Source organism: Ignavibacteriota bacterium (assembly GCA_019637995.1).
Classification (GTDB): Bacteria; Bacteroidota; Ignavibacteria; order Kapaibacteriales; family UBA2268; genus JANJTB01.
The window spans coordinates 1-21,586 of sequence record JAHBUQ010000001.1 but is presented as its reverse complement, the minus strand read 5'-3'; the positions used below and the strand labels follow the sequence as shown (position 1 = coordinate 21,586).

General features: G+C 36.6%; 12 protein-coding genes. 2 read left to right on the top strand and 10 right to left on the bottom strand.

Features of this window, described 5'->3' with window-relative positions; translation table 11 throughout:
• Window positions 1-90: 90 nt before the first annotated feature.
• Window positions 91-462: a hypothetical protein gene (locus KF896_00060; protein MBX3042086.1), complete on the bottom strand. Its 372-nt coding sequence runs from the start codon at window positions 460-462 to the stop codon at window positions 91-93.
• Between the two features lie 107 nt (window positions 463-569).
• Entirely contained in the window at window positions 570-1,046 is a 477-nt protein-coding gene (locus tag KF896_00055; protein ID MBX3042085.1) for a hypothetical protein, read from the bottom strand.
• A 268-nt stretch (window positions 1,047-1,314) separates the two neighbouring features.
• Between KF896_00055 and KF896_00050 the strand changes: the two genes are divergently transcribed.
• Window positions 1,315-2,796 (top strand): aldehyde dehydrogenase family protein, encoded by a 1,482-nt coding sequence (locus KF896_00050; GenBank protein ID MBX3042084.1) that lies wholly within the window; start codon window positions 1,315-1,317, stop codon window positions 2,794-2,796.
• A 164-nt stretch (window positions 2,797-2,960) separates the two neighbouring features.
• On the top strand, window positions 2,961-3,422 hold the full coding sequence (locus KF896_00045; GenBank protein MBX3042083.1) for a CoA-binding protein: 462 nt from the start codon (window positions 2,961-2,963) through the stop codon (window positions 3,420-3,422).
• Between the two features lies 1 nt (window position 3,423).
• On the opposite strand, the gene KF896_00040 is transcribed toward KF896_00045, so the two are convergent.
• The 8 genes from KF896_00040 to KF896_00005 all read right to left on the bottom strand — a co-directional run bounded on the left by KF896_00040 (window position 3,424) and on the right by KF896_00005 (window position 21,411).
• Window positions 3,424-4,251 (bottom strand): M48 family metalloprotease, encoded by an 828-nt coding sequence (locus tag KF896_00040; protein MBX3042082.1) that lies wholly within the window; start codon window positions 4,249-4,251, stop codon window positions 3,424-3,426.
• A gap of 224 nt (window positions 4,252-4,475) precedes the next feature.
• Entirely contained in the window at window positions 4,476-14,873 is a 10,398-nt protein-coding gene (locus KF896_00035) for a hypothetical protein (protein MBX3042081.1), read from the bottom strand.
• Between the two features lie 85 nt (window positions 14,874-14,958).
• The gene (locus KF896_00030) at window positions 14,959-15,705 is read right to left on the bottom strand and encodes a tail fiber protein (GenBank protein MBX3042080.1); all 747 of its coding nucleotides are present in this window, start codon (window positions 15,703-15,705) and stop codon (window positions 14,959-14,961) included.
• Between the two features lie 29 nt (window positions 15,706-15,734).
• Window positions 15,735-17,570: a hypothetical protein gene (locus KF896_00025; protein ID MBX3042079.1), complete on the bottom strand. Its 1,836-nt coding sequence runs from the start codon at window positions 17,568-17,570 to the stop codon at window positions 15,735-15,737.
• Window positions 17,571-17,887: 317 nt separating this feature from the next.
• The gene (locus tag KF896_00020) at window positions 17,888-18,352 is read right to left on the bottom strand and encodes a metal-dependent hydrolase (protein ID MBX3042078.1); all 465 of its coding nucleotides are present in this window, start codon (window positions 18,350-18,352) and stop codon (window positions 17,888-17,890) included.
• Complete coding sequence (locus KF896_00015) at window positions 18,345-18,791, bottom strand: hypothetical protein (GenBank protein ID MBX3042077.1); 447 nt, start codon at window positions 18,789-18,791, stop codon at window positions 18,345-18,347. The genes KF896_00020 and KF896_00015 overlap by 8 nt, the downstream gene beginning before the upstream one ends.
• 225 nt (window positions 18,792-19,016) lie before the next feature.
• A complete protein-coding gene (locus tag KF896_00010) occupies window positions 19,017-19,442 on the bottom strand; it encodes an ATP-binding protein (protein ID MBX3042076.1) in 426 nt (141 codons plus the stop codon).
• Between the two features lie 7 nt (window positions 19,443-19,449).
• Entirely contained in the window at window positions 19,450-21,411 is a 1,962-nt protein-coding gene (locus KF896_00005; protein MBX3042075.1) for a hypothetical protein, read from the bottom strand.
• Window positions 21,412-21,586 lie beyond the last annotated feature (175 nt).

The following is a 21,586-nucleotide window of genomic DNA, read 5'->3' as shown; positions in this document are numbered from 1 at the left end:
ACCAATTGCTATTAATGGTAAGCAACTACGTTGTTTCCAAATCCCGAACCCCCAGCAACTAAAACCCAACAACAGAAGGAAGCTTCAGTTCTACTTTGAACTGTTATTAATAAAGTCGCAGTTGGCAATTTTTAGGTAAATTGAATTTGGGTTAATATCGGCTAATCTTGTAAAGTGCATTGTGGCAGCTTTTTTATCATTACGGGAGCAGTGAATTTGCCCAAGTCTGACCAATACTCTTTCAAGCACACTATTAGGTAAGCGAATATCAACGAGCATGCTTTCAAGCAGGCTTTTTGCTTCATTCAGATTGTTTTCACTTAAAGTACATTCAATCAGATAAAAATCGGCTTCATAATATAGTGAGTCATCATCACTGACAGTATTTTTTAAAGCATTGAATTTCTGTCTTGCACTAACATAATTTTTCTTGTCAAAATCATTTAAAGCGTCTTCAAACATATCTTTTAATTCATTTGAAGCCGATAATTTTGTTTTTTTAAATATATTTCAAAAAAAAATCCCCTGTGAATGATTTCAAGGGGATTTTCGATGAAATAAAGAAATAATTAATTTACAAATTTTACTCTGAATCTGCCGCTTTCAACTTTTCTTGTATCAGACTGTCCTTGTGCTGTATTAGTAGCTACAAAGCTAAATGAACCTGATATTTCCTCGTCAGTAACATTTGAAATTGTGTAAGTAACATTAGTGTTACTATATGCCTTCTGACCTGCCATTGGGTTAGAAATATCTATTACATTAACATTGCCAATTCCTCCTGTATGCGTACCGGCTTCAACTTTAGGAATTGTTAGGGTAATAGTTTCGGTTGCTCCGGTAATTGCGGCGCCTGTAATTTGGTACATAGCTCCACCAATTTTTGAGGCTAATGCTTGCTGGCTTTTCCAGGTTTTACCATCAAGTTTTGCTTCAAGTGTACCTAATATCATTTCACCTGAATTATTTGTTCCACTATCCGAGGAGCATGATGCTATAAAAATTACAGATAATACAACTAAGACTATTGCAAACAATTTGCTCATAAGAACTCCATAAATAAATATTTGATAATAAAATTGTAATACAAAAATAATATATTATTTTAAATTATAAAAATAATTAGCTTAATCTTAATATTTTAAAAATTAAATTTTGAGAATATTATTTAAAAGATATTTACAACAAATGAAATTTCATCAACAAATTGCTGATTAAATTATGTTTTTTGCTTTCAAATAGTTATTTTTGAATATTAAATATGTGTAATCATTGGAAATAAAAATTTCCAAAAAAAACTATAACGGAGAAAATATGTTAAAATTCAAAAATTATATCAACGGTGAATGGGTAGAGCCGGTTGATGGCAAATACTTCCCAAATATTTCCCCTGCAAATCGTGAAGATATTATAGGTGAATTTCCTGATTCAGGTCAGCCGGATGTTGACAACGCTGCAAAAGCTGCTCGTGCTGCTTTCAAAGAATGGAGCAGAATGCCTGCACCAAAACGCGGCGACATAATCAAAAAAGCAGGTGATATTTTTGTTCGCAGAAAAGAAGAATTAGCCCGCATTATGACACGCGAAATGGGCAAACCAACTTTTGAAACCGAAGGTGATGTTCAGGAAGCAATTGATACTGCATACTATTCAGCATCAGAAACACGCAGATTATTTGGTTATACAGCCCCATCAGAAATGGAAAATAAAATGAATTTATCTTTCCGTACTGCAATTGGTGTTTGTGGTATCATTACTGCATGGAATTTTCCGGTTGCCGTTCCTTCATGGAAAATTCTTCCCGGACTTGCAGCGGGTAACACTATAATTTATAAACCATCTAAAGAATCTCCTCATTCAGGAGTAATTTTTGCAGAAATTCTTGAAGAAGCAGGCGTTCCGAAAGGTGTGTTTAATCTTGTGCTTGGCAAAGGTTCAATGGGCAATATGATTGTAGAGCATCCTGAAGTTAATCTCATCGGATTTACAGGTTCTACTGATATTGGAACAAAATTAGGCGAAATTTGCGGCAGAATGAATAAAAAAGTATCACTCGAAATGGGTGGAAAAAATGCTCAAATCGTTCTTGATGATGCAAATCTTGAGCTTGCGGTTGAAGGAGCTTTATGGGGTGCGTTTGGTACGACCGGACAGCGTTGTACTGCTACTTCAAGAGTAATTGTTGAAAAAGGCATTTACGATAAATTTGTTGAAATTATGGTGGAAAAAGCTAATAATCTGAAACTCGGTGATGGACTCGTAAAAGGAACGGATGTTGGTCCGGTAATACACGAAAAATCGCTTCAGAATTGCCAGTATTATACTAATTTAGGTATTGAAGACGGCGGCAGATTGGTTTGTGGTGGCGAGCCGGCTACTGATGGCGAACTTGCTAAAGGATTTTTCTTCAAACCAACTATTATTGCTGATGTTACTGTACAAAACAGACTTTTCAATGAAGAAGTTTTTGGACCTGTTCTGGCAATTACTAAAGCAGAAAATTTTGAACACGCTATTGAACTTCAGAATCATTGTGAATATGGACTTTCATCATCAATTTTCACACGTGATGTAAATAAGGCATTTGTAGCAATTCGTGAAATTGAAGCAGGCATTACTTATATCAATGCTCCTACAATCGGAGCAGAAGCTCACATGCCTTTCGGCGGCGTGAAAGGTACCGGCAACGGACATCGCGAAGGTGGCTGGACTGTATTTGATATTTTCACCGAATGGAAAACGGTTTATGTTGATTATTCTGATAAACTCCAAAGAGCGCAAATAGATAACTATTAAGAGCCTTTTGAACGTATAAATTTATATATGATGGGGGTTGTCTAATTAAGAGATAGCCCCAGTTAATTGTGTCCAAACAAACTTTTTTAGATTCGATAATATTATATTTGAAAATTATTTTTAATTTTACTTTTTTCTCATCCAAAAATTGAGGAGTATTTATTTTGAATTCGGCTAAAGAACAAACCCAGCAGAGGGCGGATAAATTTTTGAAATTAAATGCAATTGCCCTGATTGGAGTCTCCGAGAAAGCAGATAAATTTGGCAATATGATTTTCAATGAATTGAAAGAAAAGCAAATCAATATTTTTCAGCTACACAGTAAACACGAAAGTTTGAATAATGCACCTTGCTATAAATCAATTGATGATATGCCCGAAAAACCTGATGGATTGATAATTAATGTAGCTTCAAATAAAACCGCCTCTTTGATTGAGGAGTATCGTAAACAGGGAATCCAAAACTTCTGGATACAAAGAGGTTCTGAATCCCCTGAAGCAAAAAAATATTGCGAGGATAATAATCTTGACTATGTCAGCGGTAAGTGCATCCTGATGTTTGCACAACCGGTAAAATCCGTACACAGCTTTCACCGAACAATTTGGAAGTGGTTCGGAAAAAGTTAAATTATTGCAAAGTATTTTTAAACTGAATATATCTCTGGGTAAAAACATTGTTTTCAGACGGCTCAGTAAGCTTAGCATCTGCAATCAATTTATTCAGAGCGTCAATTCTTTTTTGGTCAAGCGGGTGTGTGGAAAAAAGTTCGGCAAAAGCGCTATTATTACTCTCTGAACCGATTTTTTCAAAGAAAAATTTGCCTGCACCAGGATACCATACAGTTGACTGCAAATATTTGAATGAATACTCATCAGCTTCGTACTCATCTTCACGACTGTTATAGAGGAATCCCAATCCTGATGCAAGATTTGCTGCAATTTCCTCAATTTGTGATGGATTATTTCCAAGCAGGAATCCGAGTAAGACTGATGCTCCATAAGCTTTAGTCATTCTCTTAGTAGCGTGACGTCTTTCTGCATGGGCGACTTCGTGGGCAAGAATTGCAGCAAGGGTAGCTTCATTATCAAGATATTTAAGCAGACCTTTGTAAACATGAATATAACCACCCGGCAAAGCAAACGCATTAATTGTTTCGGTATCAATTATTGTTACCTGATAATTAAATTGCTCTCTATAATTCACAAGCGGTGATTGAATAATCTGATTCATTATATTCTGAACATAAGCAGTAGCATTAGGATTGTTTAATATCGGATAATTGGCTTGGTCCTGATGCATTTCAGTAACAACCTGAGCACCGAGATTAACATCATCCGAAATGCTGAATAAATTCAAATTGCTAACACTTACACCATCTGAGCAGCCATAATTAAAAATGACCACCGAAAGTAAAACAACAAAATAAATTTTAGCGTTGTAGATAGATTTTTTCAACTTAGATTACTCCTTAAACATATTTTAATATATAATAGACGTTCAAATTTAGAAATTGTTAAATGTCGGGTAAATATAATTTTAATAACGACTTTTTATGTTTAATATGTAGTTATATTAGCTTTTGAAAATATTAGTAACTCAGCAGTATCATATAAAAAAAAGCCACATTTCGCTTTTTATGGCTTAATGTGGCATACTGAAAATTCATAATATATTGTTTATTAGTTTCCTATCTCGATTACCTGTTTATTGAAAATATTGCCCGAATTTACGACATTTCCAATCACTTGAAGCGCATTGGCATCAACTTCAAGATTTGAATTTTCATCAACATAAACACTACCATCTACCAGAACAGGTACATTAACAATCTTATTTCCAATACCGGAAATCCTGAGATTACCCGGATACTTACTGAAGAATGGCGCAAATGGATCTGCAACTATTGTCTGAGTTCCGGTATATTCAACAGTAGATAATAAAGGATTCATCAAATAAACGCTAAAGTTCTTTATAGTAGTTGATATTGATGGTACATTCAATCCACCAAAGGCAATAGTAGCATTATCCTGAAGGTCGAAAATACCTTTAACAGGTACAAGACATTCAAAACAATTGATGACATTTGTTCCTAAATCAAGTTTGGAATCGTGACGGACAATTAAAGTATCAATATTAGCTTCCGCAATATTCAGATTAACTGTATGGTCAAGACCTACATACACATTATCTTCAAAATTGTCCGGGTCAGGACCTGGAAATTCTCCAGGCAATAATGGTGCACCTATATGTGTATTTTCATAAGTCCAGGTATTATGGTCATTCCAAGGACCATTCTGACGACTATAAAAAGAGGGCGAGAATTTTTCACCTATATAGAAGACACCTAAGCCAATCCAGTTATCCGCTAAGTTTGCTATTTCAACACTTGCAGTACCGACATTCCAGTTCAATTCAGCAAATTCACGCTGTTTCCACATTGGAGTTTCGAGTGGAACGCTGCGACGCTTGAGAAGTGCTAAATCCGGCTGTCCACCTGTAAGATTAGCAACTTCAGAGGCAGGGAACTCAAAACGTGTATTGGCTGTTCTGTCACCAAGGCTGAAATTATTCCAAGGCGCAAGAGTCCAGTAATAATTAATTTTCCTTACCGGGTCAACTCTTGCCTGATTATGATTTACAGGTGAATCCACTCTTCCGGCTATATGCCCTGAAGTTCCTGTTCCGGCTGTGATTGAAAGTGTTGCGGGCATATACAATGCACCATAGCCTATATCATATCTGAATGTATTGACTCCGGAACCCACAGTTGATTTAAGTAAATATCCATCTATGTGACCAATTCCGCTTCGAGTAACAGTGGTAGTATCGAATTGAAGAATTACTCTCTTTTCAGAATCTCTACCATTTATATATGCAGTATTTCCTGTATTGAAATTAAGATTACGGGCAATATTCAGAGAAGCAGAATCCGCAGCACCTGATAATATCAGATTACCTGTTGTTTTAGTAAGCCTGAGATTATAAATATTAATTCCGGAAGAATCATTCATTACAAAATGCTGATTGGCAGTACCATTTAAATTCAGTGTTCCGGTAACTCTTTCAACTTGTGCGGTATTCTGTACTACAAAATCACCTTTCAAATTGACTAAATTATTACCCATACGGATTTTGCCTTTATTAACAAGCAAGCTGTCTTCGACATTATAAACTACATTCGCGAATGTTACACTATTATTTACAATACCTGTATTATCAACCAGTACAGTTTTTGGATTAACAGGACCATCTCCAATGGCTTGAGCCTGTTTACCGATATATTCATAGACGCCCTGTCCAAAAGCACGGATTGAAGTGGTACGCACAGCCCCAATATTTGGAGTTGGACCTGCAACTGATGTAAATCCAAATGCATCGTCAGTAGCAAGATGACAATTATTATTCAATGAGAATGATAATCCTCTCAAATATCTTTCATCGAGTATTCTCAATTTTCCGGGCAAGCCGTTATGAACCTCAACAAGAACGGAACGAACCCTTGGACTTGAATTCTGAATTGTTACAATTCGGTTATTACCAATGAAAACGCGATCGGTTTCCTGATTTGGAATTCTGACTGCAGGCGTTCCGGTATATGAACCCATCAGCCAAGTTCCGATATTATTCCAATCTCCACTTGCTCCCGAGAAAAATCTCTCGCCAGAAATTTCACCTATAATAAAATCACCAAAAGCAACATTATTATTTGAAGTTGTACTAGAGTCAGTTCTTGCAAATGGGTCTGTAATAAACCAATCACCGGCATTATTCCACTCAGGAGTTCTTCTAAAGTGTTCGAATATACCAAATGAGGAGCCCGGTTTAACATCGCCTGACGGTGTCAAACCTTTAATGAAAAATGTAGTTAATGTAAATGAACGACCACCTCCGAGAGAAAATGGATTATCACCAAGAGGCAGTATCTGCCAGTATCTGTCAATATGAGTATTCGACTGCAATACTGCTGAAGCTCCGGCAATATCGGGATGTTCTGTATTAAATGCTTTTATTGAAAGTGTACCTTCTGAGCCAAGACCTGAAGAAGTCTGAATTCTGACAGGCGTGTAGCGATTCACACCAACAGGGAATAACTTGTCCTGAACGCCGTCATTTATCCATCTTCTCAAAAATCCGTTAACGTGTCCCTGTCCGAATCTCTGAATGGATGCAAGGTCTGTATTATTTGTACCAACTTGAACATATCTGCTATTGCCGGTATTTATCAAAGCTCGGTTACTAACAGAAAACTCAAGTGTATTTCTTACTACAAGATTTGAATTCGTATAAGTCGGTGAATTTGATAAAAATACCGTTCCGCTATCAGCCTTGCTGATTGATAAATCATAGAAACTATCACTATTCAGACTGCTTATAGAAAGTGTCTGCGAACTCTTTGTAGGTGGTGTCGCTGTAGTATCACCTACAAATGACACTCGTCTTGTACCAATATTACCACTCTTATACTGACCTTCAATAGTAAAATCGCCACCTACATTTAGGTTGTTACCATTTTGATTAAAAATACCATCTCCACGGATTCTGATATCATTTCTTACCGTTACTATTGGAGAGCCGACAAGCAGGTCATTACTGTGTGTATTTGCAATATCAAGATTCCAGAATGGCACTGAGGCAATTAAATTAAATGGCTCAGGATTAACCGGATTTACAGCCGGATCACCAAACTGAACAGTTCCACCCGTTACTATGGCGTTCGATGAAGACATAAGATAATCGGGGTCCTTCTCATCAGATAAGCTTTTTTCCATTGGTTTATAAATAATAACCTTACTGTTACCTGACATAGTAACTTGAGAATTTGCTTCACCAAAGTCAAATGCAGCACGTCTCTCGGCAGAATTTGTAGTTGCACCCTCAATCATTACTTCAATTTGAGCATTTTCTTTGATCCTGAAATCAACATTTGATGTCGTAAATCTTCGCCTCATACTTCCCGCTACTTTTAGCTGGCTTGTTCCGGCTATATCAATAATTGTTACTGACTCATACTGGAAGTTTTCGTCTTTTGCATTTCCAATGGTCATATCTCCATTTATAAGCCAAACAGAAGCATTCTGACCGCAAATTAAACCATCATCGAATATTACATTTCCATCTCGAACAACCAAACCAACAAGGTCACCAAGGAATACATCACCATCTCCATCCGTAGAAAGTGTTATGTCGGCGTTAACGTCATGGACGTACATTCCGGCATCAAGATCGAAATTAACCTCAGGAGCTACAACTGCACTTGTAAATGCACTTGAAAAACTTGCGGATTTATTCACAGTATTCCAAACGGAGTCAGCTTTTAAAATACGGACATTTCCGAGACTGCTGTAATTACCTTCACCGGATATAAATGTACTGTCAGCACCATTGAAGATTAGCCTGACATTTCTGGTAACATCCGGGTTTATATCAACTCCACGCCCTGCAACTCCCAAATTATTAAATTCACGCAGAATAAGCAAACTATCAATACTTGTAACGCTTGGAGAATTTGCTTTCGAAAGCAAACCTGTATTTCCTATCATCATAGAGCCGGAAATACGTAGTGATTTATCAGATGCAGCGGCTGTAGCAAATCTCAATTCAGGACTTGTTGAAGGTGATGTAATGCCGATACCAACTGAATCTACAGGATTAATTACTGATTTGTCGAATGTTACAATGTGATTTGCACCTATGTAAACAGTATCATTCGGATAAAAGCCCGGATAATTGAGAGCTGCAATATTTGCAACTTCATGAACACCACTATTGGTTATATTAGTCCAGGTATTTGGATTAGTCCAGTCTCCTGACTGACGGCTCCAGTAAACTTTGCCTTTGGCATAAGCCTCGGGGTCTCCGGCTGTCCAGTCGTGATATGGTAATGTTTGAGCATTTTCTACAATTATAAATTTATTCGTTGTATCAATTTCAAGAATTGTAGCTCCAAAAATTGTGGAAGACCAGCCCGGGTCAAGTGCCGATATATCCGTTCTTCTGTATATTGAAGGTTTATAAGCTAAAATATTACCATTTACTTCAGGGTCATTATATCTGAATCGAGCATTCATATTGCCTGTTGATTGAGTGATACCCGAAGAATTCACACTCCAATACTTAGAAAGTACATCAGGAGTGCCCGTGAGAGATGGATGAGGATAATTAGTTCTAAGAGAAAACTCAAGATAATTTCCTGCAGCAAAATCCATATTATTAAGCTCGAATCTTGCTTCACCATATCTCGGGGTGCGTAAACCAAGAGAATCCTCACCGACAGGAAATCTGAAATCTCTGCTTTGTCCGATACCTGTGGCAAAAATCTTTCGCAATTTTCCTGTATTTGGTCCACCGCTAACCTTAATCATTCTGTTTACGCGGAATGAATCAAGATTGTTTATTGTAGCACTTTCTCCAAATATTAAAGTGCGGTCGTCTGCTACATTCAAGAATGTATTTGAAAGTACATCCAAATTGCCATCAATAGTAGCATCACGATTAAATGTAACTGTTCCTGAAGGCTTATTAATTTGTAATACTGATGGAAAAGCCGTTAAATCAGATGTACCGCGAATTTGCTGATTATTTGTGCTGTCAAGTATAATTGCACGATTTGACGGATTAGTGAGATTATGAAAACCTACATCACTTGAGTAGTTTACAATATCACCTTTGATCGTAATTGTTCTGTTGCCATCTCTATTTTGTAAACGTCCATTAATGAAAACAATACTGTCTTTAATAATTAATGGAGCGTCATTTTGTAATCTTACTTCAGCAGTACCGGTATAATTTATTTCAAGTGAACCTATACGCTGTGGAAGTGCATCTCCTGCATCTTGAGCATTTGTATTTCTGATATATGCGAAATTGTTTATGCCAAGCGAATTCCAATCATAATTTAAGATAGAACTCGCATTAATTTTTCTTATATTACCGGGATTTGGATCGCCCGGGTTTAAATTAGTTATTCCTCTTCTATGACCAATATATAGTTTGCCACCATTTTTTTGTACATATTGCTCGGTACTGATAACATTGTTTTGTGGAATTACAAGTTTCCCCATACCACTTGCAGACCTTTCTAAAAGCAAATATCTAAGGTTCAAATTGTTAGTATTATAATATACAGAGTCGCCTGCACCAATTATTGCAAAGTCCCTGAAATTAGCATCGTTTAGTCTTGGATAGTCATTGGCATCATTTACAGGAATTGCATATCCGATTTCTGTATCTTCATATAATATATTTGCACTTTCGTTTGCCCATGTATTTGGGTCAGTCCAATTGCCTGAATTACGGGAATAAAATATTCTTTCTGGTATTGCAGGTACAGGCTCGCCTATCATAACAACAATGGCATTAGTTGCTGTAAATTGAGATGGAATTGTAAAAATATTATTCCCACCTAAAGTAGGATTATTTGGATAAGCTCTTAGTGCAGTAGCAGAGTCATTTGTTGTTGAAATATTTGCTGTCCTAGTCCAATTACTATCCGCAGTCAATCTAAAAGCACTGTAAGTCAAAGGGTTAATCCCACCACGTGGTTCATCCTGAGTAAAAAAGATATTCATTGTTAAAGCTCTATCGCCTTGTGTATAGGCTGGAGTTAATCCAACGGGCCTTGTTACTTCATAATACCTTTGAATGTTAGTGTTTGAATTGATTTGATCAGATTTAATATTGAAAAAAGGATGATTACCATCAACAGCTTGTATTTCAAGTAAACCTGATGCTTGACCTCCGGTTCCACCAATTTCGTTTCTATTAATTATAAGCGGAGAATACCTTGTTCCGGTTCCTATAGGGAAATATCTGTTGGTTTCACTGGCTGAAATGAATCTTACTAATCTACCGGCAACATAGCCGTATAGTGGGTTTGGCATGGTTGCATTATTTTCTGCAGTAGAAAATATATCACGTCTGCCAAATCCATAAACTCCACCATCAGGGTCATAAACATTTAGGTACTTACTGAATGTCGCAACATCAAAAAATGCTCTGTTAGGATCTTTTAGCCAAAAAATTGATGTCCTAATATTAAAATGTGATATCACAACTCCATCGGGCTTAGAAATAGATAACCTGTTGAAAACAAGAGGACCACCTGAATCATCGAAAGTACCTCTAATTCTTTGCTCTCCATTACCATTGAAAACAATAACACCTTGCCAGGTTGCTGTATCAGCGTTATTATTTGCTCCATTTGAACCCAAATTAGATACTCTTTGCGTCCCCGGCGTAAATGTACCATTATCAACAACAAAATTACCACCTATTTTCATAATTACTGTTGATAAATTTGAATTACCATTCATAAAATATAAACTATCCAAAACTTGCTTAATTACAGGAGTTGTACCTGTAAACGTCAAAGTTCCACTTGGTTTATCTACAATCAAATTTTGGACAAAATCCGGATAACCATTACCAGTTGCCTGATTTCCATTCCTTGCATAAATGAAATTGCCACGGTTATGATTATTAAAATTATACTGTCTTGTTGTTGTTCTGACTGCACCATTAGCTCCGGTGTTTACTATACCGTCCTGATGTCTGATTGTAATTGCAGCACCGCTGTCAAGACGGAAAGTACCGGCACCATCAATAAATCTTACATCCTGACCAAAAATCAGATGTCCGTTTTCATATCCGGGGGCGCCGGTTTCAACTACAAATAGGCGACTTGCACCAACAGTATAATTTGAATCATTTAAAGTAACAACTTTTCCGTTACCAATTCTTATATTATCATTATTTCCGGGAGGTCTGAGTGCCTGCTCAATACTTAAGTATCCGGCAGTTGACCATGTAGATGGTGCGTGGAAACTTCCATCAGCTATACTGAAATATGTAAATACTTTGGGGTCACCGACCATAAAGTAATTAGTAGTATTACTATTAAAGTTCTGATTACCGGAAAACTTGGTAGAAAGTGCGTTTCTTTCAGCGGCGAATGGTTTCGACCATCTTCCGCTATTAATTGTGGTATCTCTCTGTCCAATTTCAAAAATAAGTGGGTTTGCACCATTTCTGATATCAGAAGCAGGGAAGAAAAATTCTATGTCATAAGTTCTTGATGCAGCTAAGCCAAAAAGCTGAGAGCCTGTTGTATCAGCATGTAAGACCCATGCTTTTCTCACATTTTTAGTAGAATCAAGTTCAGGTCCGTTGGTAGTCTGTGTTTCAATCACATCTCTTGTTAAATTAGGCGCATCTGTATCAAGAAGAACATAAGCATCAAGATAGCCGGGAGCACCACCCGGACCATTAATATCAAGTTTCATCGGGGAATAATCACTGCCAAGTCCCACAGCAAATGTTCTTGTGTGAGTTCCCTCAACAGATGGAAGCCTCAATCTTCCGTCCACATGTCCCGGATTGCCTCCCGGACGTGTAATAGTGCCATTAACCATAATCGGCTTATTGCCGACAGAATCAGAAAGTCTGCCACCAATATTACCCTCGATAAGTTCTAAGTTATTAGTAACATTTATCAGCGAATCGCCGTCAATTCTAACCATTCCACTGCTTTTATTGACTGTAAGATTGTAGAATACACCACCTCCATTCTGGTCAATACGCTGGTCACCAACTCCATTGAAATGAACTCTACCCTGATTAGCAACAAAAACACCCTTGTTCATCCAGTTGCCCTGAATTCCAAGTGGTGAGTTATTAATCGAGCGAAGTGAATTCGGATTAATTTCCAAATTTCCTGCTATGTTCAAGCTATCGGTAAAATTTACAAAACCATTTGCAAGAGTACCCATTATTCTGAGATTGTAAAACGATGTACCATTTGACTCGATATTCGTAACCTTACCATCAGCTTCAAATGTTACTAATCCAGTGCCGGCATCAAATGCTGAACCGGCTTCAGCAGTCCAGTTACCAAGTACTTTTATCCAGTGATTATTTGACCTCAAAGTACCCTGTTTAATATTCACTAAACTTCTGACCAATGCATGATTATCTGTAACTGATGCATCATTGGGGTCAAGAATATTTTTGTTTCCACTTCCATCAATAATAAGGTCGTGGAATTTTAATCTGAAGTTTATACCTACCGGATCAGGATAACCCGTAGGTATATCCTGATCGCCATTTCCATTGAAAACGACTTTTGAACCTGTAACCGTGAACCTTTCCGAGAGTGGATTTACATTAAATGACAGCCCTGATATATCAAGCTGTCCTCCAATTCTGATTTGTCCGGTCGGATCTAAAGTAACAAATGTATTTGGTCCTCTTGCACCCGCAAATTTAAGATTATTAAATTGTGTAACAGCAGGCTCACCGGGTGAAGGTGACTCACTCGAAGGTACACGGAAAGATCCTGTTCCGTCAAATGTAATTGTTCCGGCAGTAAAATTGCCGTTTTTATATTTAGTAGGGTAACTTTCACAGATAAGTTCCCCACCACGCATTATAATATTTCTACTGGTGGTATCTCCTGTTTCACCATTTGAAGTAAAGTTCCCATTCAGGAACAAATGATACTTACCTTCATTAATAACAAGAGAATCACTTATCAAAATTGATTTAGTAAGTGATACAGTGTCATCCAAACCATCTTTATTAATAATAATCGAGCCTACAATATCAGGAATTCCGGGTCCGGTTACCTGATTTAGGTCACCTATAAACTCATAAATTGCCTCGTTCGAATAGCTTCTTGCTTTTGATGATTGAATGTGTCCAAGAGGTCCGGTTTGATGAAAGCCATCAGCATTGGATATTGCAAGTGTACCTCCGGGCTTCAGAAAGAGAGAATCCCCAAGAACCTGAGCATTTGGATTTGGGATTCTTAAAACCCCGGTGCTGTCAATTAATACACGATTTACTTCTGCTGTAGTAGTATTCAAAGTAACTGTTCTGCCATTACCTATGAACACCTTATCATTCTGCGAATTTGGAATATTTGGTGACGGAATACCGGTATAACCCGTCTTTGACCAAGTCAGAGTATCATCCCAGGCACCATCCTGACGACTGTAGTAAAATGTAGAAATTGCCTCTTCCTGACCGGCTGTCCATTCACCATCAAGTAAAAGGCGTGTATTTGCTAAAGTGTCCTTTCGGTTTACCTCGTCCACATAAAATCTGTTGTTAATCGGCTCTATACCATATCCAAAGCCCGGATTAATATAATAGTCATCTCCCGGACGATAGAATAAAGTAAGGAAATACAAATCCTCAGCTCCCTGAACTTCGTCGTCATTATAGTTAAATCTGATATTATAACCACCTGGTTTAACAATTATGCTATTATAGTCAGTTCTCCAGTATTTCCTGAGTGCAACTTCTTTTACTTCTGTTGCATAATGCTCGCCTGCAATACACTGCACTGTCAAAGATGAATTTGTACCAAAATCGGTTTCATCATCTGCCGCAAAAACGTATCTTGCAGGTGAGTAAAATCTTTGTGTAGGAGAAGTAGTATCATTCGGTGTACCGATTGGAAATCGTATGTCAACATCAGTGCTGAGACCTTCCGACTGAACAAGTTTTCTGATTAATTTTCCTGTGAGATATTCTTCGCCACTTGATGTAATGTGTTTACTGTCCGAAAAAGGGTCGTTCAGAGGGTCATTTGTATAATTTGATGTAGAGTCGGGATATATCATAGCACCCGCTTCGAGAGTTAAGTCCGAGCGATGTATATTAAGTAAATGGCTTGATACAAGTCTGAGCGCCTGGTCTACTATTAAGTCAGTACCAATTGCAAGACTTAGCATATTGCCGCTACTGCCGGATTTTAAAATCCACAAACGCGACAAAGTCAGGTCATTGCCGGAGATAGTGTCCTGCAAATCACCGAAAAACCGCAATATACCGAAAGTATTCTGCTGATATGAGCCTTCGTATCGGAAATTACCTGAGATGTAAAAATTACTCACTCCGGAATTATCATGACTTAAGACAGAGCCCGTTTTGAGGTGAATCCCGCCGCGCACAGCCAAGAGACTGCCTTCCTTCAGGTGGATTGAAGCACCATTTACTGTCATTATCTGTCCGGACAATGTACCCGAAGAAAACAAAAGTAAAACTATTATTATATTGTATATTTTATTTTTCATATATCTTCTTATTTCAAAAATACATTTTGAAATGATTATCAATTCTTTTCTCTCTTTAATCTGCTATATTGTTCGTATTTGGTCATTAGTGCTTTATTATATAATTAATTACCTGATACGGAGGCATATTATTATGCGCTTGACCTCCACCAGTATCAGCAATAGCGTCACTACGCATAGTCGTATTTACTGTACCATTTGAATACATGTTGGCACCACTTATCCCCATAATTCTATCTGAAGGATTTGTATTTGTACCGCCAGCTACATTTCTTGCATTAATAGTATGATTATGGCTTGGCATTTCGCCGGTAGTCAAAGTATGAGTTTCGGCGCCACCTGTAGCACCAAGCGAGTGCGAACCACTGGAACCTAAAGGAAATCTGCCACTTAAATCTGGCAGATTAAATGTCGTAGAGCCGTCACCAGCGCCATAAGTTGTAGAAATTGCTGTGAATAATGCAGAATATGTTGTTCTGCTGACAGCATTTCCATTACAAATCAGCCAGCCATCAGGGGCTGTAGCACCTGCATACATCATAATCGAGCCCGCCGGTGCGGAGCTTCCTCCGGCAGGAGTAACCCAAGTCATTCCACCATTTGTAGTACTTGTCAGAACCATACCACTGCTTGATGCAGCGGGTGGAAACTGAAAAGTTGAAACAGTATTCAGGTCATTCGGTGCTGACAGCAGAATATATTTGCTGTTATCAGCAGGATTTTCTAATCTGATATGTTGTTCAGTCCTAACACTTTGACTAAAAGCAATTTGCATACAACAAAAATATAATGTTGCAATCACTAAAGTAATATTTACTGTATTTCTTAACATATAGAGCCCTTCAAATTTATTTTAATAAATTAGTTATTCGACCTTGATAATTCAACCCAATCACTACCATCAAAAATCAAAGTGATAGTGTCATCTATACTACCTTCCCAATTGCCTGTTAATTTAGTGCCTGAACCATCAGCCAAAGTGGTTGTGCCGGATCCGGTTTTCTGCAAAACTAAAAATTGTCCTGTTACGCCACCTGTAAGAGTAATTGACCCATCATTTGAAACCTTAATATAAGACCTGTCACCAACAGTGATACTTGAATTACTATTATCTACAGGACTAAACACAACGCCACCATTAATATGAAGTTTCGTACCGGGAGCTATTTCACCGATACCAACTTTACCATCGGCACTAATTCTCATTCTTTCAGCATCATTAGTGAAAAACAACATTGGGTCATTTTCTATTTGTCTGATATGCAAAGTACCATCGCCTGTAATGCTAAATCTCGAACCACTTGAAGCACCCGAATGTGTTAAAGTCATAGCTACAGATGCAGGAGTAGTATTATTGATATTTAATGTATTATTTGAAGCTGTAGAAACATTAATACGAACGCCACCATCTCCGCCATTTATTCTCATTCTTTCAGTATTATTCGTAGAGATTATTAAAGGCAAGTTTTCTTGTTGATTGACAATAGCATTACCCGAGCCATCAACACCAATATCGAATCCGTCTCCGGCAGTTGTACCGGTAGTAGTACCCGCAGTAAATTTATGAAAGTGTGCAGTAGCATTTCCTGCATCAGTATGAAGCAAAGAATTAGGTGTAAAAGATGTCTCACCGATAGCAACATTAGTCGCAGTAGCACGAAGTAAACTTGTGGCTTCCCAGTCGGCAGCACCGTATCTCAAGGTTTGGTTTGTAGTTCCCGGAGGTAAGCTACCACTACCTGAAGCGCCAAGGTCAATCCAGTTTGAACCGTTATATAAAAATAGTTTGTTGTCAGTATCATTAAAATAAGTCATACCCTTTGCAGGTGATCCGGGTTCAGCTCCAAGCGGAAAATGCCTTACGACACCATCCACAGTGAGTATAGAATTAACATCGTCCCATGTAAGGTCTGACATACCGCTAATCTGGTTAGCGTTTGCCCAGTAAGCAACATTTCCGGCAGTATTGGTAACTGCAGAAATAGCACCTGTGCCGTTTCCTCTGAGCATACCTGTAATATCGCCAACTCCTGTTCCGCCACGCTCTACAGGGAGGAGTCCTGTAGTAATTTTCGTAACGTCAAGGTTAGGAATATCAGTATCAGACAAAACGCTGAAATTTGGCGCTGAAGCTGTACCGGTAGATTTGAGAAAACTTCCGTTTGCACCAAGTGGTAATTCTGATAAAGTACCGGAACCATTGGAATAAAGTACCTGCCAGTTTCCGGCAGTAATTTTTGATGTGCTTAGATTAGGAATATCATTTTGTGTAAGTGCACGGAATGTAGGAATACCTGTAGAGCCATTCGGTGATGCGAAAATAAGATTTTGATTTTGGTCTGTCCATTCAAGCTGAATAGTACCGTTTGCAGTAAGAGGAGAATTAGAAACACTGATTTCAGAAGGTGCAGATAATCCAATAGAACTTACACCTAACAAAGCCACCCATGAAGTTCCATTGTAATACTCATATCTAACAGATGTAGAGTTATAAATAACCAGTCCTGTAGCAGGGCTTGCTATAGCATCTCTCTGAGTTTGATTCATTCTTGGGGGTAAAAAGCCTTTGTCGGTTGCGTTCAACTCAAGGATTGCAGAAGGGTCGGGAGATGTAGTACCAATACCGACATTATCCTGAGAAAAAAGACTGACAGAAATCAGCATTAGAAAAGATGTATAAACTAAAATTTTAAACATGACTATATATCCTACTTATTCTTTTGCAAAAAAAATAAAAAAACTTATTTCGATATACAAAAATAGTAATAATCATGCCAATATATATTAAGTAAAATTACTGAATAATAACTGTTATTACTAATTTTCGTCTAATCTGTACCTTTTATCCAATAATGCTAAATAACTTCAATGATTATAGGACAATATTCAAAATATAAAGTTAAATATATAAATATAAAAAATATTTATCTATTTAGATTTGTCGAATTAAATTGATATTAATTTTAATATAAGTTGATAGTAATATATATTTAATAAATATGTGCTTAAAAAATCTATCTTGTTTTGTTTTTTGAAGTGTAGTATGACCACAAAATATCAACGGCGAGAATTGAAAAAGTAAATGGCAGAAAAAGAACCGAGTCTTCGGGCCAGAAGAATCCAATATTAAAATCATAATATGAGAATGGAAAAAACCACGCATATCCTCTCTGAGTAACCGATGCTTGAAACATATCAAGCACAAAATGCGTTAACACCCCTAATCCGAGAAACTTCATTATACGATATTTAATTTTTTCTTCAAAGAACTGTGCAATTAAATATATAATCAGAAGCATCGCAACCGGTGTATGAAATGTATGAAAAAAATATCTGACAGGAGGATAAATTATCATAAAAGGTCTGGTGACCAAATCGGGAAGCATAGCTCCAAATAAGTATATAATCAGATCAGGTCTCGATATTTTACGATTTCTGACTAAATATGCTGCTGCAGTATGAGTAATTAAATCAGGCATCTTCCCTCACTTTGAATCTTTTAACAGATTTGTCAAATTGGAAATACTTATTAAATACATAGATTCCAATGAAAAGTGGAATTACAGATAGCCATATCTTAGCACCACGTGCCCGACTCACATTGAGAAATACTACCTGAACAGTATCTCCGCCGATGTGTTTTGATTTAATTTTCAGCAAATCACCAATGCGAATTTGGTCACCGGATTTAATCAGATGATGATACCCAACGCCAATAATAGAATCAGTATGACTTTCGGCATAGAAAGAGCTGTCACTGACAGATTTTACATAAAGACCATCCATATTCCATTCTGCGTGCTCTTTCTGTTCAAGGCGATAACGCTCACCATTATGATGATTATTGTACAACCCTAATGACAATAAGATTACTATAATAATTATTGATTTTACTGCTAAATTAGGCTTGTAAGGCATTTTGATTGCATTAATTTTTGTTTTAAAGTGATTTAATTTTGTATTTATTTTCCGGATACTTAGCATTTGCTTAGTTTGGCACAATTTTATCAGTCTTATTAAAGTAGGAAAAACTGAAGTCAAATCCTTCTGTAACTTAATAACATATCCCTATTAAAAGGGAAAAAACAATTTAAGCCAAGCTTAGAACTAAGAAAATTTATTGAATTTTCTCATTAAAAGGAATTACTTATTGTTGTACATATATAACATATCAATAGTAGTACCATTCGGACTTGATTCAATTTGCAGGTCATCCATAAGCTCACGAATAATGAAAACACCTCTACCGCTTGATTTCAGTAAATTTTCAGGCTCAAGACAATTTGCAATTGTTTCAGGATCAAATCCTTCTCCCTCATCCTTGACTTTGATATGAATTTTTTCATTGTCTGCACTTACAATGAAAAAAACGGATTTATCATCATTGAGTTTATTTCCGTGAATGATGGCATTATTAACAGCCTCAGTAACGGCAATCATGACATTATAGAATTTTTCTTCCTTGATACCAAGGCGTGCCCTCAGATTTTCAAGAATCGGTTCTACCGCTGTCAGCGAAGCTTTTTCGCTTTTAAGAGTATTTTCAGAATAGAATTCAATCTCACTCATTTGCATCTCAAAGTCTTATAGATGTATTAAGTATAATATTCGGTATTTCGTTTTTAAAAGTATCATTAATAATTTGAAATTCGTACCATCCGTTTAATCTAAAAACTGTACCACCCGGAAATTCAGCCGAAATAATAACTTCAGGAGCGTAAGACTCAGTTTTATAATCAGCATTTACAAATGCAGATGTCCTGAAAGTCTGTTGAGTTAGATTAAAGTATCTAAAACCTAAAGCAATATTAAAATGGTCGTCAAAATATCCTGTAAAATATTTCAAAAAGAGTTTCAAATTACCATTCACAGGCTGCTCTCTAAAATCATTCCAGAATAAAATTCCTGTTTCCTTATAAATCAAGTCAATTCTTGAGCCCATATAAAGATTCTTTCCTATGATTACGGCGATTGAATCATTATAACCAATCTGCCTTAAGCTGAAACTTCTCAGCCCGGGAGCAAAACCTTCAAAATCATATACTGTATAATTTGCAAGTACGTATGGCTGTGGACGCATATAAAAGTATTTTGTTTGAATTTCCAGTGAAGGAGCAAATTTTATACTTCGCATCCAAAAGTTTGAAGAGCTCCTTGAAGCTTTTAGATTAACCTGATGATTGAACTGAGATTCCGCATCTAATCTGAAAGTAAGGATATCAGAGAGTGATTTTCCGTAGCCCAGACTAATTAATCCAAGGAACTCATCTCTATCGGAATTATTTGTTTCGCTCGGAGTGTCGAATCTTGTTATCGAAGTCATTGCAGATAAATAAATTGTATCTTTTGAAGTAATATTAACTTTAGTTCTCGATAATACTCTGAATATTTTTGTTAAATTATCTAATTCAAATGCACGGGTTCTAAGCAAGTTGAAATCCTGTTCTCGTATATTACTAATATTATTCATTCTGTTCTCGTCACTATCGAAAGCGTAATAGAATCCGAACATTTGATTGAGATTATTGCTAATATAGTAAATTTCAGGATTTAATTGTATTCTGAGCTGGTTTCGGAACTGACGTACTCCTGTTCTGGGGTCACTTTCGATAAATTCTGTAAACTGTCTTTCAATTTGATTTTGATAGAATGAAAGCCTCATTATCCCGTTAATTTTTTCACTTAAACCAAAAGAGAAATTCACATCAGTATTAAGTACATTATTTGAGCGACCTTCGAGCGAATAAGCAAAATCAAGATTATTTGCATCCATAAATGCGGCATCACGTCTGAATGCGTTATACCTGTCGAGCAATTTATATGAGAAATTCATAGAAAGCATATCATAATAATCAAATTGCTTATGAATCATAGTATTTAAAGTATAAGTTCGGTTAATTCTATCCAAACTGAGTGATAAATGTTCACCTTTAAGATTTGCATCAATGCTGTAACCTTCGATATCATAATTATTTACAAGTCCGTCAATTTTGAATATATTGCCTGCACTCTCTATTCCCATTTGGTTATTTTGTTCTCTGCCTGCCTGTAAATCTAAATTGATATTATTTGCAAAATTGATTCTTGTACCACTTAACATATTAAATCGGCTTAATTCATTTAATTCGGTTGAGCCTCGATTGCTAATCATAACAAAATTACCTGAACTCAATATAGAGAAATATTCGCTGAGAGGGTAGCTGTAAGTCAATTCCAGCTCTTCATCATCTTGCAGAATTGTATTTGTTGCTGCATAAGCTGTGCCGAGGAATTTCTGATTTATATTAAATGTACCGAAATTTTGAATTGTCTGATAATTCATAAGAAGGTTGAATGAATAGATATTCAGTTGCTTATCAATACCATAACTTAATGAATTTGGCAGGATTCTTAAGCTGTCGCTTTCTATTACATCGTCATTAGCATAAATTATATTATTGAACAAAAAAAGGATTAATAACAAATGAGATAAAAGCCACTTACCAATATATGATTTGCAGCTTGATTTACCGTATGATTTTTTTTCAAAATCGCTCAATCGATAGAATTTTAAATATCGCAAAATATTAATTACAAAGATAAATTATAATTTTCATTAAATAAAATATTAATATTATAATTTTATGAATCATATTTTTTTATGCAAAAAAGCCCGAGCTATTAATAGCCCGGGCTTTAATTTGAAAAGCATAATCAACAATTATTTGCTGATG

Bases quoted from the DNA above. Each gene is read 5' to 3' on its own strand.
- KF896_00030 (MBX3042080.1), bottom strand. From the start codon at position 15,705: ATGTTAAGAAATACAGTAAATATTACTTTAGTGATTGCAACATTATAT.
- KF896_00060 (MBX3042086.1), bottom strand. From the start codon at position 462: ATGTTTGAAGACGCTTTAAATGATTTTGACAAGAAAAATTATGTTAGT.
- KF896_00055 (MBX3042085.1), bottom strand. From the start codon at position 1,046: ATGAGCAAATTGTTTGCAATAGTCTTAGTTGTATTATCTGTAATTTTT.
- KF896_00035 (MBX3042081.1), bottom strand. From the start codon at position 14,873: ATGAAAAATAAAATATACAATATAATAATAGTTTTACTTTTGTTTTCT.
- KF896_00015 (MBX3042077.1), bottom strand. From the start codon at position 18,791: ATGCCTTACAAGCCTAATTTAGCAGTAAAATCAATAATTATTATAGTA.
- KF896_00010 (MBX3042076.1), bottom strand. From the start codon at position 19,442: ATGAGTGAGATTGAATTCTATTCTGAAAATACTCTTAAAAGCGAAAAA.
- KF896_00025 (MBX3042079.1), bottom strand. From the start codon at position 17,570: ATGTTTAAAATTTTAGTTTATACATCTTTTCTAATGCTGATTTCTGTC.
- KF896_00020 (MBX3042078.1), bottom strand. From the start codon at position 18,352: ATGCCTGATTTAATTACTCATACTGCAGCAGCATATTTAGTCAGAAAT.
- KF896_00050 (MBX3042084.1), top strand. From the start codon at position 1,315: ATGTTAAAATTCAAAAATTATATCAACGGTGAATGGGTAGAGCCGGTT.